The following is a 14,534-nucleotide window of genomic DNA, read 5'->3' as shown; positions in this document are numbered from 1 at the left end:
TGCAACAACACTCAAGGCACCAGATAACCTTTCACGCCGGTAAAAATGATCTGCGCGGCCAGTGCGCAAACAAACAATCCCATCAAGCGGCTGACAATCTGCAAGCCCTGATCGCCGAGAATCCGCTCGATGCGATTGGACAGATACAGCACCACTCCGACAGTAAAACTGGCCAGGGCGATGCTCATGATTGCAGTGAGCTTGTCGTCCCAGTGCGGCTGGCTGACACCCATTACCAGCAAGGCGCCGATGGTGCCGGGGCCGACCGTCAGCGGGATGGTCAGCGGCACGATGGTCACGTCCTGCTGCACATTGTCGGCCTGCACCGCCGGTTTGCCCTGAGCCATGCCCAGCGCGGAAATGAACAGCACGCTGCCGGCGCCAATGCGGAAGGCGTCCACGGTGATGCCGAAGACATCGAAAATCACCCGCCCGAACAAATAGAGCAGCACACTGGAAATCAGTGTGGCGAGGGCGACCTTCCACGCCAGACGCCGCTGTTCCTTGCGCGAATAGCCACGGGTCAGGCTGATAAAGCACGACAACACGAAGAACGGGCTGTAGAGCACCAGCATCTTCAGATAAACGCTGAACAACACATGGAGCATGATGCAAGCTCACTGGCGATGGAGTCGGGGGGGAGTCTATCAGGCACCGCAGATTCTGTCGGTTTACGACGGCTGGGTCGTGGCCCGGTTCTGCTGATCGCGCTGGGCAACCCAGTGTTCGATCAACTCGCGCAACTGGGAGAGCTCGACCGGTTTGGACATGTGCCCGTCCATGCCGGCCTGCCGGGCGCGCTCCTTGTGTTCGGCAAGAATGTGCGCGGTGAGGGCTACAACCGGTGTGCGGATGCGCTGATTGCTGACTTCCCAGGCGCGCAGTTGCTGAGTGGCGGAGAAGCCATCAAGGATCGGCATTTCACAATCCATCAGCACCAGGTCGTAACGCTGGGCCTTCATCGCTTGCAGCGCTTCTTCGCCATTGCTCGCGGTGTCCGGTTGCAGGTTGAGCTTGCCGAGCATGCCACGGATCACTTTGGTCGAGATGGTGTTGTCTTCGGCGACGAGGATGCGGAAGTCGCTCGGCACTTTGGCCGCTGTGGCCGCCGTAACGACCTGCGGCTGGAACGCGACCTGGCCCTTGTTGCGTTGATTGAGCTCGTCAGCCAGCGTGGTCTTGAGCGTATAGCCGGCCACCGGTTTGGCCAGTATTCGTTTGATCCCCGAATTGCGCGCAATGATCTTGCTCGGCGCGTTGCTGATGCCGGTGAGCATGATCAGCAGAATGTCGTGGTTCAGGCTCGGGTCTTCCTTGATCTTCGCTGCCAGTTGCATGCCGGTCATGCCGGGCATGTTCTGGTCGAGCAGGACCACGTCGAAGTAATCGCGCAGATGCGCCTTGGTGCGCAGCAGCGCCAGCGCCTCCTTGCCCGACGGCACGGCGCTGACATTCAGGCCCCAGGCGCTGCACTGCTGCACCAGTACCTTGCGGCAGGTGTCGTTATCGTCGACCACCAGCACCCGCGCGCCCTGCAGCGGGCTGTCGAGGTCGGAGGTCGGATGTTCGAGGCGATCCGGGTCCAGTGGCAAGGTCAGCCACAAAGTGCTGCCCTGGGTGGCGCCGCTCTTGATGCCGAACTCGCCTTGCATCAGGCGGATCAGTTGGCGCGCGATCACCAGGCCGAGATTGCCGCCCAGGCGATTGGCCGAGAGGAAGTGCTTGCTGTGCAATTCGGCGTGCAACAGCGCTTCGCGCTCTTCCGGCTCCATCGGCACGCCGCTGTCCTGCACGGCAATGCGCAGGCGCGGCTTGCTGCTGCGCTCATCCAGTGCAACGACGATCAGCACTTCGCCTTCTTCGGTTTTCTTCAGGGCGTTTTCCAGCAGGCTCAGCAAGGTCTGGCGCAGGCGCGTCGGATCGCCGCTGATCACCCGTGGCACTTGCGGCTGGATGAAGCTGATCAGCTCGACGTTCTGTTGCTCGGCCTTGGCCCGGTAGATGCTCAGGCAATCATCGATCAGCGCGTTGAGGTCGAACTGCACGTCATCGAGTTCGATCTGCCCGGATTCGAGCTTGGAGATGTCGAGGATCTCGTTGATCAGCGTCAGCAGTTCGTTGCCGGCGCTGTGGATGGTCTGCACGTAATCGCGTTGCTTGACCGACAGCGGCGTGCCCAGCAGCAGCTCGGTCATGCCCAGTACACCGTTCATCGGTGTGCGGATTTCGTGGCTGATCTTGGCGAGGAATTCGGCTTTGGCGTTGATTTCGGCGTTGCTTGCCGCCAGGTCGCGGCTGATGCTGAAACGACTTTCAGTGATGCTGCGCTGTCGCTCGCCCAAGGCGACGCTCATCAGCAGACCGCTGATGCAAATGAACAACATCAGCGTCATGATCAGGCCTTGCGGCGTGACCAGGGTCAGCCCCAGCAACGCCGGCAGGATAACCAGGGTGCCGATGTTGAACACGATCATGGCGGCGACGAACAGACGCGCCGGGCGATAGCCCTTCTGCCAGTGATAGAAACCCACCAGCAACATGCTCAGACCGGCCAATGCGACCAATGCGTAGGTGATGATGTTCAGCGGCAAGGTGTTGACGAACAGCAGCAACAGGCTGCACGTGACGATCAACAGAATGTCGCCCCACAGCAGTTTGTTCAGCGGATGCTGGCCCAGTGGTGCAAAGAAGCGCAGGGCGTACATCAATCCGGCTGGAGCCGTCAGCAGCAATGCCAGATAAGCGCCCGGCGTCTGAATGGCTTGCCAGTTCGGCAACCACGGACCGGCGAGATTGAGCAACAGGAACAGACTCAGTCCGAGCAGGCCTTCACAGATCGCCAGCCACAGACTGCTGCGCGAGCGCGAGTAGGCGTAGCGCACCAGGTTGTGCAGCAGGAGCATGGCGAGGCAGCCGAACAGCAGGCCGAAAATCAGCGTCTGCTTCTGATCGGCTGCGCCCTCGATTGCCGCTTGCAGGGTGATGTGCGGGCGCAGCTGATGGCCGGAGACCATGCGTACGTAGACGTCCAGCGGCTTGTCGGCCTGGGGCAGGGGCAGCATGAAATCGCTGCTTGGCAAAGGATGTTCGGCCTGCGGCCGTTCGTTGCCGGTATTGCGTTGCTCGATCAGCCGGTCGCCGTCGAGCACGTAGAGATTGAGTTGTGACAGGTCGGGGGCAAAGATGCGCAGCACTTGTTCGTGCTTGCCCGGCGCCAGTTTGAAGCGCAGCCACAGGGCGCCCTCGGGTTCGGCCGCGGTCAGACGGTCAAGCTCGATGGGGCTGAATTGATTGGTGTAGCGAGCGGAGCGGATGTCGCTCAGTTGCAGGATGCCCTGATCGTCAAGCAATACCGACCAGCCACTGCCTTGCGCGGCCTGGGCCGGGAGCATGCAGAGCAAGGTCATCAGCGTGACGGTGAAGCTTATGGCAATCCTGAGCCAGCGCACGGCGAAATCCCTTCGTAGGTTGATGCCAGAATATAACGATGCGCGACGACCGAACAGCCCGGCGAGGAATGGCATCCCGCGCCGGGCCTGATGGATCGCTTACTCCTGGGTTTCGCCGCGTTCACGGGCAATGGCGCGGTAGCCGATGTCCTTGCGGTAGAAGCAGCCTTCCCAGTCGATGGCAGCGGCCAGTTTGTAGGCCTGCTGCTGAGCTTCACCCACGGTGGCGCCCATGGCAGTGGCACACAGTACACGACCACCGGCAGTAACGACCTGACCGTCCTTTAACGCGGTGCCGGCGTGGAAGACTTTGCCTTCCAGACCTGACGCTGCGTCCAGACCGTTGATCGCTGCGCCTTTGGCGTAGTCGCCCGGGTAGCCGCCAGCAGCCAGAACGATGCCAACGCTCGGACGCGGATCCCACTGTGCTTCAATTTTGTCCAGTGCCTGCGCCAATGCGGCTTCAACCAGCAGCACCAGGCTCGATTGCAGACGCAGCATCACCGGTTGGGTTTCCGGATCGCCGAAGCGGCAGTTGAACTCGATGACTTTCGGGTTACCGGCCTTGTCGATCATCAGACCGGCATAAAGGAAGCCAGTGTAGACGTTGCCTTCCTCGGCCATGCCGCGCACGGTCGGCCAGATCACCTGATCCATCACGCGCTGGTGCACGTCGGCGGTGACCACCGGGGCAGGGGAATAAGCACCCATGCCGCCAGTGTTCGGGCCGCTGTCGCCGTCGCCGACGCGTTTGTGATCCTGGCTGGTGGCCATCGGCAGCACGTTCTTGCCGTCGACCATGACGATGAACGAAGCTTCTTCGCCGTCGAGGAATTCTTCGATCACCACGCGTGAACCGGCGTCGCCAAACGAGTTGCCAGCGAGCATGTCACGCACGGCGTCTTCGGCTTCGGCCAGGGTCATGGCGACGATCACGCCTTTGCCGGCAGCCAGGCCATCGGCCTTGATCACGATCGGCGCGCCTTTCTCACGCAGATAAGCCAGGGCCGGCTCGATCTCGGTGAAATTCTGGTAATCGGCGGTCGGGATCTTGTGGCGGGCGAGGAAATCCTTGGTGAAGGCTTTCGAGCCTTCCAGTTGCGCAGCACCGGCAGTCGGACCGAAGCAGTCCAGGCCACGGGAGCGGAACAGATCGACCACGCCGGCCACCAGCGGCACTTCCGGGCCGACGATGGTCAGGGAAACGTTCTTTTCCGCGAAATCGGCCAGTTGCTCCAGCGCCAACACGTCGATGGCAACGTTTTCACATTTGGCTTCAATGGCGGTGCCAGCGTTGCCCGGTGCAACGAAAACCTTCTGCACACGCGGATCCTGAGCCACTTTCCAGGCCAGAGCGTGTTCACGGCCACCGCTGCCAATGATCAAAACATTCATTTCAAAAACCTCAAAAATCTGTCAGGCGCTGCTGGAGCGCTTTATGTGGGAGCGAGCCTGCTCGCGAAAGCGGTGTGTCAGTCAACGTCAACGTCGCTGGCAGATTGCATTCGCGAGCAGGCTCGCTCCCAGATTTGAATCGGTGTATCAGTGACGGAAGTGGCGCATGCCGGTGAAGACCATTGCGATGCCGGCTTCATCAGCAGCAGCAATCACTTCGTTGTCACGCATCGAGCCGCCCGGCTGGATCACCGCAGTGATGCCGACCTTGGCCGCATTGTCCAGACCGTCGCGGAACGGGAAAAACGCGTCGGACGCCATGACCGAACCGGCCACCTGCAAACCGGCGTGCTCAGCCTTGATCGCGGCGATGCGTGCCGAGTTGACGCGGCTCATCTGGCCGGCGCCGACACCGATGGTCTGGCGGTTCTTGGCGTAGACGATGGCGTTGGATTTGACGTATTTGGCGACTTTCCAAGCGAAGATCAGATCGTGGATTTCCTGTTCGGTCGGCGCGCGTTTGGTCACCACTTTCAGGTCATCGGCGCTGATCATGCCGATATCACGGCTCTGCACCAGCAGGCCACCGTTGACGCGCTTGTAATCCCAGGCAGCGGCGCGCTCAGCCGACCACTCGCCGCAGGCCAGCAGGCGTACGTTGGCTTTGGCCGCGACGATGGCGCGGGCTTCTTCGCTGACCGATGGGGCGATGATCACTTCAACGAACTGGCGCTCGACGATCGCTTTGGCGGTCTCGGCATCCAGTTCACGGTTGAAGGCGATGATGCCGCCGAACGCCGACTCGGTGTCGGTGGCGTAGGCCAGTTCGTAAGCCTGACGAATGCCGCCCTCAGCGTCCGGGCTGACCGCCACGCCGCACGGGTTGGCGTGCTTGACGATCACGCAGGCTGGCTTGACGAAACTCTTCACGCATTCCAGCGCAGCGTCGGTGTCGGCGACGTTGTTGTACGACAGTTCTTTGCCTTGCAGCTGGGTCGCGGTGGCGATGCCGACTTCGGCAGGCCTGGCTTCCACGTAGAACGCCGCGCTCTGGTGCGGGTTCTCGCCGTAGCGCATTTCCTGAGCCTTGATGAACTGGCTGTTGAAGGTGCGCGGGAATTCGCTGCGACCTTCAGTGCTCAAGGTTTCAGCGCCCTGGTTCACGGTGCCCATGTAGTTGGCGATCATGCCGTCGTAGGCGGCGGTGTGTTCGAAAGCCTTGAGCATCAGGTCGAAACGCTGGGCGTAGGTCAGGCCGCCGGCCTTGAGATTTTCCAGAACGTTGGCGTAATCGCTGGCATTCACCACGATGGCCACGTCTTTGTGGTTTTTCGCTGCCGAACGGACCATGGTCGGCCCGCCGATGTCGATGTTCTCGATGGCGGTCGGCAGGTCGCAGCCTGGCTTGTTGATGGTCGCTTCGAACGGGTACAGGTTGACCGCTACCAGATCGATCGGCTTGATGCCGTGCTCGTTCATGATCGCGTCGTCAGTACCGCGACGACCGAGGATGCCGCCGTGGATTTTCGGGTGCAGGGTTTTCACCCGACCGTCCATCATCTCGGCGAAACCGGTGTAATCCGCGACTTCCACTGCGGCAACGCCGTTGTCACGCAGCAGCTTGAACGTTCCGCCGGTGGAGAGGATCTCGACGCCCAGAGCTTCGAGCTCCTTGGCGAATTCGAGGATCCCGGTCTTGTCGGAAACGCTGATCAAGGCGCGGCGGATCGGCAGGCGGGTAGTCTGGTCGGTCATCTCAATTTCCATCAAAAGCAAAGGAAGTCAGCAAAAAAGGCGACCGTTTTTTACGCGGGCGCCTTTCTGGTTTGATTGAATGCTTACAGCAGATCGTACTGCTTGAGTTTTTTGCGCAGCGTGCCGCGGTTCAGTCCCAGCAGCTCACTGGCCTTGGTCTGGTTGCCCTTGACGTAGTTCATCACGCTTTCGAGCAGGGGCGCCTCGACTTCGGACAGCACCAGGTTGTACACATCCGTGACGGACGCGCCCTCAAGGTGGGCGAAATAATTGTGCAGCGCCTTCTCGACACTCCCGCGAAGGGTCTGGCCTTCTTCGCTCGGTGTGTTGAGGTGCTGTTTCAAATTCACGTTGTCGCTCACGGGTGTTGTTCCACTCACTAAAGTCTCGGTCATCATCGTCATGCGGCCACCCCTTCTTCGTCCCCTGTCAGGCTCTTGTAACGCTCGGCGAAGAACTCCCGAACGTCGGCGCATTGTGTTTCCGTACCATCCAAACGATTGAAACGGGCGCGAAACTCCCTGGCGCCCGGCAAGGTTGCGAGATACCAGCCCACATGCTTGCGGGCAATGCGCACGCCCATCACGTCACCATAAAAGGCGTGAAGGGCAGCCAGATGCTCCAGCAGGATGCGTTCCACTTCGCTCAGTTCCGGCGCCGGCAATTTCTCGCCGGTACGCAGGAAATGATCGATCTCGCGAAAAATCCATGGCCGCCCTTGAGCGGCCCGGCCTATCAGCAGGCCATCGGCACCGGTCGCATCAAGCACGTATCGGGCCTTTTCCGGCGAATCGATATCGCCGTTGGCAAACACCGGGATCGACACGGCCTGCTTGATCGCGGCAATCGTGTCGTACTCGGCTTCCCCTGTGTACAGATCGGCGCGCGTACGGCCATGCACGGCCAGCGCTGTGATCCCGGCCTGTTCGGCGATCTTCGCCACGTTCAGACCGTTCTTGTTTTCGCGATCCCAGCCGGTGCGGATCTTCAGGGTGACCGGCACATCAACCGCGGCCACTACGGCCTGGAGGATCTCGGTCACCAGTGCTTCGTCTTTCAGCAACGCGGAGCCGGCGGCCTTGTTGCAGACCTTTTTGGCCGGACAGCCCATGTTGATATCGATAATCTGTGCGCCCAGCTCGACGTTGGCCCGTGCCGCATCGGCCAGCATCTGCGCGTCGCCACCGGCGATCTGCACCGAGCGCGGCTCGGGATCGCCTTCGTGGATCATGCGCATGCGCGACTTGCGGGTATTCCACAGGCTCATGTCACTGGTGACCATTTCCGAGACTACAAGCCCTGCGCCCAGACGCTTGCACAGCTGACGAAAGGGCTGGTCGGTGACGCCCGCCATCGGGGCGAGAATCAAACCGTTCTGCAATGTATATGGGCCGATGCGTACCGCCGACATAGGACTTCCCTGAAGTGGGGCCGGATCATGAGAGTTCGAAAAAGGGTGGGCATGATACCCGCTCTCGATGACTGGTTAAAGGCTGAATTGAACAAAATCTGAACAGTTATTCTGTTATCGCCAACGGTTTGGTTGGCCGCCATCCAGTCAGAAAAATGCCGTCAATCGGGAAATGCTGAAGCGGTTCACTCCGGTGAGTGGAAGTTCAGGCTGTAATTCACCGCTTTCGGCCCCGGATCGAGAATATCCAGGGCGATGTGGATCGGCGTCTGCGGCGGCATTTCCGCGAGGCCTTCGAGATCGCCGCTCAGATACTCGCCGGGTTTGAAGCGACGACTGGCGATCAGATGACCGTTGAGGTCGGCGAAGCGCAGTTCGAGCAAAGGGAACGGCTGGGAAAACGTCGCCCGGTTGTAAATGATCGCGTCGACCACCAGCGCCCCGCTGAAATCGGGATGGCTGCGCACCACCAGATTGCTGCTCTTGATTTTGCCGATATCGACTTTCGACGGCACGGTGCAGCCGATCTGCGGGCAGATCTGCTGGAACCACGGTCGGTATTGATCCTGCCGCGCCAGTTCCTCGAAGTGATAGGCGATGTACTGGGCGGCAAGGCCGCCGGCCGCCAACACCACCAGCACCAGCCAGAGCAGGCGCCGGCCCCAGGGCGAGCGGCGCTGCTGCCAGTCCAGTTGCAGCGGGTCGTCGGTCAGATCCTGCAGGACCTCGGCGCGCACGCCGGGCTCGGCCCGTTCGCGTTTTTTGCGCGGCGAAGTGATCAATGGCAGATCGTCGTCATCGTTGTCGTCGCTGGCTGACAGGCGTTCGCGGCGGGCGTTGGGATCGATCGGATCGTGCAGGCGCAGTTGCGGGATCGGCGGCTCGTCATCCAGATCCACCGGCTCCAGCGACAGCGAAGGTTCGGTGCGCTCGGGTTCGAGGGTTTCGACGCCGTCAATATCCGGCTCGATATCCGGCGCTACGCTGCGCTCATCCGCAGGCTCGCTGAACAGGCTGTCGGGCCATGTGCCTTCGTCCGGCTCCGGGCTGTCGCGTCGGGCGCTCAAGGATTCTTCGCGGGTACGGCCGAATTCGGCGGCCGGCTGGATTTCGCGCTGTTCGAGGCGGGCGAGTTCTTCGTCCAGATCGAGGCTGTCCAGATCCAGTTCCGACGCGCTCCATTGCTTCTGGCTGATGGCGCGCGGTGCGGGGATCTGTTCGACGACCGCAGAATCGCTGACAGGCGCGGGCGCTTCAGGCAGCGCTGGTGCGACCGGCGTCACCGTGTCCTTGCCGGAATGTTGCTCGAGCAGCTGCTTGGCGGCATTGAACACTTGCAGGCAGGAGCCGCAACGAACCACCCCGCGCGCCACGCTCAATTGAGCATGGTTGACGCGGAAACTGGTCTGGCAATGCGGGCATTGGGTGACGAAACTGTCGGTCATGCGGCGATCCGGTTCAGGCAAGCGGTCATTTTAGCGCCGACGCCCGGTGATGCGCACCCAGCCATCGCGATTGGCGATAGGGTCGAGTTCGAAGTCCTGCGCATAAGCTGCCGCTACTTCTTCGCCCTGCTCGGCGAGGATGCCCGACAGCGCCAGGCGCCCACCGCTCTTGACCAGGCTGGACAGCTGCGGCGCCAGCGATACCAGCGGGCCGGCGAGAATGTTGGCGACCAGTACGTCGGCCTGAACCTGCGGCAGATCCTCGGGCAGGTACAGCGGGAGCAGCTCATCGGCAATGTTGTTGCGCCCAGCGTTGTCGCGCGAGGCTTCCAGCGCCTGCACGTCGATGTCGGTGCCCACAGCCTGTTTGGCGCCGAGCAGCAGGGCGGCAATCGCCAGAATCCCCGAGCCACAGCCGAAGTCGAGCACGTGGCAGCCTTTCAGATCCTGGCCGTCGAGCCATTCCAGGCACAGTGCGGTGGTCGGGTGGGTGCCGGTGCCGAACGCCAGGCCCGGGTCCAGCAGCAGGTTGACCGCATCAGGCTCGGGCGCGGCGTGCCAGCTCGGCACGATCCACAGACGCTGGCCGAAACGCATCGGCTCGAAACCGTCCATCCAGCTGCGTTCCCAGTCCTGGTCTTCGATGACTTCGCTGTGATGTTCGGGCAACGGGCTGCCGGTCAGCAATTCCAGATGGGCCAGAACCGGCTCCGGTTCGGTACCGCCTTCGAACAGCGCCAGCAAGTGGGTGTGCGACCACAGCGGCGTGGTGTTGAGTTCCGGTTCGAAGATCGGCTGGTCTTCGGCGTCCATGAAAGTCACCGACACGGCGCCGACTTCGAGGAATGCGTCCTCGTAGGTTTCGGCTTGTTCCGGGGTGATGGCGAGACGGACTTGCAGCCAAGGCATGGCGGGCACCTTTGAAAATCTGTGGGGCAGCCCGAAGCTGCAAAAGCGCGCAGTTTACGCCAGGTCGCCGGCAAAGTGGACACACCGCTTGGCTGTTACACATTCGCGGCCGCGATATACATATGTATGGCCTGAGCACTTTTGTCGGCAAATAGAGTGAGCGCTCATCTCTACGCAACAAAAGGCTGGACGACATGGCGGATCAACAAGGAACTGTAGAAGAAAAACCACCGATAGCCGCTGCGTCTACGGGGTCGGTGCAGGAGATCCTGCTGCGGATGACGCGCTGGCAGGTGATGATCGACAAGCGCTTGAACAGCCAGATGACGTTGCTCGAGGCGCTGGAGCATTTCGCTTTGACTGAACTGCGCAGGCATTACCCGGACGGCCATTTCGCCCCGGGCTTTGTGGTTGCGCTGCTTGACGCCATTCTGCAAAAGCTTATCGACGGCCGGCCAGTCATGTTCCTGGCGCTCCAGGACGCGCCATTTCGCTGGCCTGGGGGCGCTGACCCCGGTTTACCGTCCAGCCGTCATGAGCATGTGATCCGGACGGTGGATAGCGTTTCGCTGCACTTCCTCGACCAGTACAAAAAATACCTGCGAGAACATTGGACGACAAAAGGGCAGGAAGCGCTGTTTGATCGCCTGATCAAGCGCAAGCTGCGGCGCTATATCAAGGTTATCGAGTTACTGTTGCGCCGTGACCAACTGGCGGGCCTGACACTGGATCAATTGCGCAGCAAAATCGACCGGGTTCACGCCCGCAGCACGCGTCGGTACCGGTTGACTGCCCTGGCAACCGGCGCAGAGAAAAAGATTCTCGAGGCGCATTCCTTCGCGCAACTGCCGTCATGGATCAAAGCGCTGAAGGAGCCGGATCGCGCCCTGTTGCGCGATTATCAGGAGCAGACGTCACTGGCGCAGGCAGCTCTCGATGACCTGCTGCAGGGCCACGGCTCGTTGCGCGACTTTGCCCGCCAGCAGGCCATCGAATACATTCAGCTCAAGCTCGACATGGCGGTTGAACCAGACCGGATCGACGTGCGGCTCAGATGGCGCTCGGCGGTCGGTGAGCCGACCCACAATCGCAGCCTCAGTGACCTGCTGGCATGCGGGCCGATCGGTCAGGACTTCGCAGCGGTATTGGAGATCACCAGTCCTGCGCCATTGCGCAACCAGTCACTCAAGCCGGCATTCATTGCCGACATGCTGGCGGAACAGGATTATCCGGCGGACTACCTGCGCGCCCTCGCCGAGCAGTACCAGCGCACCGACGTGCAAAAGGCACTCATCGACTGGTTCACCGTACGGCTCAGGCAGAGCGCATTCGTCGCGCGCTGCGCAGCTCATCTGGCGGATTCCGACCATGAGCGTCTGGAGCAGATGTGGTCTGGGCAAGCGGCAATGAAACCGTTGCAAGTGGCCGCATTGACGCTGCCCAACGGCATGCAATGCGCCGATCTTCTGGTGTTCTACCAGGCAGAGACTGAGCAAGCGGTGAATAACCTGGTGCTGTACGCGCCCAACAAACCGGACGGTCAGGAGTGGGTCCGGTTGCCTTCGATTGCGGCGTTGACCGGCGAAGTATGGAGCTGGACGCAGAGCGAATCCGGTCGCGAGTATCTGTTGCAGCAGCTTTCGCCGACGGCACATCACCCAGCACGTGATTATCTTGTGGCTGCGGCGGCCAGTCCTGCTCTCTGGGGCATGCAGAGTGACCTTCGACGAACGCCCTTGCCGTTCGACGAGTGCGTCGAAGCCGCTGCAAAAATGGCCCTGGCAAACAACCTGCAGCGGGTCGAGCAGGACAACTCGCTGCGCTGGTACACGACGCTCGCGCTCGAGGCTCGCCGGCGCATCAGCAGTCTGAATCAGGAACTGATCGTTCATCAGCAGGTGTTCAACGAGCTGCTGGGCGGTTTCGAGGTTTTTGTCGATTTCGCCAGGCGCTCGGTTGCCGCAGCGATCACGCCCTATATGCGCAGCAAGAACGTGCTGGAACCGGTCGATCCGGCCACCGTGTTGATCGATTACAACCCCGGTGTCGCCGACCGCAGGAAGCAGCAGGTTGCCACGCTGCTCGACCTGGCCATTCACGGCTACGATGACAACTCCGGCATCGAACATCCGAAAAAAGGCGTGCGATCGTCGGTTGGCCAGGATCTGAGCCAGGTGCGCAGCGCCGATCTGGCGCTGTATCTGCGCCGGGCGTGGCTGGGTGAAAAATACGCCAGCGAGATCCGTGGCAAATATCTCGACCCGCGTGATGCTGCCTACGAACCGCGTCGCTTTGCCTACCGCAACGTGCTGCTGTCAAAGATGGACCGGGATTTACGCGTTGCCAGAAGTCAGGCGCGATTGAGCGACGCGGTGTATTCAGCGCTGGTCCGTCAGGTCTCTCTGTTGAGCGAGGTGCCAGCACCGGGTACGCATTTTCCGGGCGCCAGCATGGTTGAAAGTGACGGCGTGTTCAGGTTCACCGTGCGCCATCACGTCGTGCTCGGGGTGTATGTGCTGACCTCGTTCGACCCCGAGCCATGCTGGTGGCTGTACACGCCTGATGCCCCCGACGGAATTGTGGTGCGTGCGTATCAGTCACTGTTCGGCGACATCGCCGGCGCGTTGCATGACTACTTGATGGCGCGTACGCCGGTTGCTGCGCGCAGCATCGTGTCGCGCACCCTGTATGCGATTGCGGCAAAAAAACAACGCGTCGATACGCTGCACGAAGCGCAGCGCTTGATTGACGCGCGCAGCGAGTTCAATGCGTACATCGAGCGCGCGGTCACGGATGTGCAGGACATCACCACCAGCCGCGCGCAAATGATCGAACGCCAAGTGGTCAAGGGGCTGATGTTTGCAGCTGCACCGTTCTGCATGGTGTTCCCCCCGTTTGCCTTGCTGCTCGATGTCGTGTTCATTGCCGTCAGCGCCGGTCAGGCGGTCGCGGCGCATCTGGAGGGTGACGTCGATGGCGCTCTCGGCCACTGGCTGGAGGCGTCGTGGGGGGCGCTGTTTGCCATGGTCGGCGCCGGCAGTGCGATCAAGTGGCTGGGCGGTGCGGCCAGAAGTCTGAAGCACACCATGAGGCCGGTCTCGTTGTTGTCAGAGCGTCTGAATACCGTGGCTCCGCCACGCAGGGAAGCGCTGCCGGCGATCCGGGAAGTACGCTTCCATGCCAGGCAGGCCGTCAGCAAGACGCCCGAACATTTGCAAAGGGTGAGCGAAGAAGGCGTCTTTTTCGGCACCTGGCGCAGCCCGCCCAGCGCTGTACAGCCGCAACCGGTCTATTACATTCGCAACAGAGGCAAGTACTTTCTGGTCAGGGAAAATCCGCATTTCGGTGGCCTGAGCCTGGTCGATGCCCGTCGCCCGAGCGCCATCTATCAGCAACCGATTCAGCTTGCTCCGGGGGGCAAGTGGACACATGCCAGGGTCGGACTCACAGGAGGCAACGTGCGCAACCTTGGGCGCGTGAATAATTTGAATGATGCTTTTCCTGGAGGTGTCGAGCCCGTGCTGAACCGCGGCGCGCTGCAGGGCGAAGCCGTAGTGGCGGCTTTCCGTCCCGGATCGCAGGATAACTACCTGTTTTCGTTGAATGCGCAGAGTTGCGTCATCGCCTCGCTGTATAACCCGACGACGAGAGTGGGTGCGGTCATTCATTTTGATCACAATATTCGCCCGTTGATCGAGCGAAGTGTCACGCAGGTGCTGGAGCGTCTGGGGGGAACACCGCAGAACATTCGCGCCACGCTGGTGGGTGGCGACTGGCTGTCGGCGGGTGCTGACATCGGCGGTCCGGTCAGGCGAGTGTTGCGCGAACAGGGCCTGCAGCCGACATGGGATTACTGGTCATACTCGTCCTGCCTGGGCAACAGCTATGGCGTGGTGCTGAATCTGAACAATGGAGTCTCGAGAGTGTTCAAGCATTCCGCTGGTCAGATTGGCAGGTTGTACAACCCGCTTATCGCCAGATCGAGCTATGCCACGGACGGGCTCTCGATACGTGCCCGAAACTTTACGAGGCGGTTCACCCGCAGACCGTTACATGAAAACGCAGCAGGAGCGGTGGTCGATGAGGCTGGCCTGGGGGCATCTGCCACAATGGTCGAGCAGCAGGCGTTCTCCACGGTAATGGTCTGATCTGCTTGTTGCAGGCATAAAA

At 61.2% G+C, this 14,534-nt stretch carries 9 protein-coding genes; 1 reads left to right on the top strand and 8 read right to left on the bottom strand.

What is annotated here, in order from left to right:
- Positions 1–11: 11 nt before the first annotated feature.
- From ACV8MC_RS03600 to prmA, 8 genes are all read right to left on the bottom strand, one after another.
- On the bottom strand, positions 12–608 hold the full coding sequence (locus ACV8MC_RS03600) for a MarC family protein (RefSeq protein ID WP_016771870.1): 597 nt from the start codon (positions 606–608) through the stop codon (positions 12–14).
- A 63-nt stretch (positions 609–671) separates the two neighbouring features.
- Positions 672–3,449: a hybrid sensor histidine kinase/response regulator gene (locus tag ACV8MC_RS03595; protein ID WP_150741627.1), complete on the bottom strand. Its 2,778-nt coding sequence runs from the start codon at positions 3,447–3,449 to the stop codon at positions 672–674.
- 99 nt (positions 3,450–3,548) lie between these two features.
- Positions 3,549–4,844 (bottom strand): phosphoribosylamine--glycine ligase, encoded by a 1,296-nt coding sequence (gene purD, locus ACV8MC_RS03590; RefSeq protein ID WP_041480674.1) that lies wholly within the window; start codon positions 4,842–4,844, stop codon positions 3,549–3,551.
- A 147-nt stretch (positions 4,845–4,991) separates the two neighbouring features.
- The gene (purH, locus tag ACV8MC_RS03585; RefSeq protein ID WP_457264492.1) at positions 4,992–6,599 is read right to left on the bottom strand and encodes a bifunctional phosphoribosylaminoimidazolecarboxamide formyltransferase/IMP cyclohydrolase; all 1,608 of its coding nucleotides are present in this window, start codon (positions 6,597–6,599) and stop codon (positions 4,992–4,994) included.
- 83 nt (positions 6,600–6,682) lie between these two features.
- On the bottom strand, positions 6,683–7,003 hold the full coding sequence (gene fis, locus ACV8MC_RS03580; RefSeq protein WP_002555375.1) for a DNA-binding transcriptional regulator Fis: 321 nt from the start codon (positions 7,001–7,003) through the stop codon (positions 6,683–6,685).
- Positions 7,000–8,010, bottom strand: coding sequence for a tRNA dihydrouridine synthase DusB (gene dusB / locus ACV8MC_RS03575; RefSeq protein ID WP_016771866.1), 1,011 nt, complete (start codon positions 8,008–8,010; stop codon positions 7,000–7,002). Before dusB ends, fis begins: the two co-directional genes overlap by 4 nt.
- 185 nt (positions 8,011–8,195) lie before the next feature.
- Entirely contained in the window at positions 8,196–9,455 is a 1,260-nt protein-coding gene (locus ACV8MC_RS03570; protein ID WP_457264489.1) for a DUF3426 domain-containing protein, read from the bottom strand.
- Positions 9,456–9,485: 30 nt separating this feature from the next.
- Positions 9,486–10,364 (bottom strand): 50S ribosomal protein L11 methyltransferase, encoded by an 879-nt coding sequence (gene prmA / locus ACV8MC_RS03565; protein WP_457264488.1) that lies wholly within the window; start codon positions 10,362–10,364, stop codon positions 9,486–9,488.
- Positions 10,365–10,558: 194 nt separating this feature from the next.
- On the opposite strand from prmA, the gene ACV8MC_RS03560 reads away from it, so the two are divergent.
- Positions 10,559–14,512, top strand: a complete 3,954-nt coding sequence (locus ACV8MC_RS03560; RefSeq protein WP_457264486.1) for a type III effector 1 — start codon at positions 10,559–10,561, stop codon at positions 14,510–14,512.
- Positions 14,513–14,534: the final 22 nt, after the last annotated feature.

The sequence above is a fragment of the Pseudomonas sp. PK-RTE-24 genome (assembly GCF_054052265.1).
This window is presented reverse-complemented; position numbering and strand designations above follow the sequence as displayed.

Bases quoted from the DNA above. Each gene is read 5' to 3' on its own strand.
- ACV8MC_RS03600 (WP_016771870.1), bottom strand. From the start codon at position 608: ATGCTCCATGTGTTGTTCAGCGTTTATCTGAAGATGCTGGTGCTCTAC.
- purD (WP_041480674.1), bottom strand. From the start codon at position 4,844: ATGAATGTTTTGATCATTGGCAGCGGTGGCCGTGAACACGCTCTGGCC.
- purH (WP_457264492.1), bottom strand. From the start codon at position 6,599: ATGACCGACCAGACTACCCGCCTGCCGATCCGCCGCGCCTTGATCAGC.
- fis (WP_002555375.1), bottom strand. From the start codon at position 7,003: ATGACGATGATGACCGAGACTTTAGTGAGTGGAACAACACCCGTGAGC.
- dusB (WP_016771866.1), bottom strand. From the start codon at position 8,010: ATGTCGGCGGTACGCATCGGCCCATATACATTGCAGAACGGTTTGATT.
- ACV8MC_RS03570 (WP_457264489.1), bottom strand. From the start codon at position 9,455: ATGACCGACAGTTTCGTCACCCAATGCCCGCATTGCCAGACCAGTTTC.
- prmA (WP_457264488.1), bottom strand. From the start codon at position 10,364: ATGCCTTGGCTGCAAGTCCGTCTCGCCATCACCCCGGAACAAGCCGAA.
- ACV8MC_RS03560 (WP_457264486.1), top strand. From the start codon at position 10,559: ATGGCGGATCAACAAGGAACTGTAGAAGAAAAACCACCGATAGCCGCT.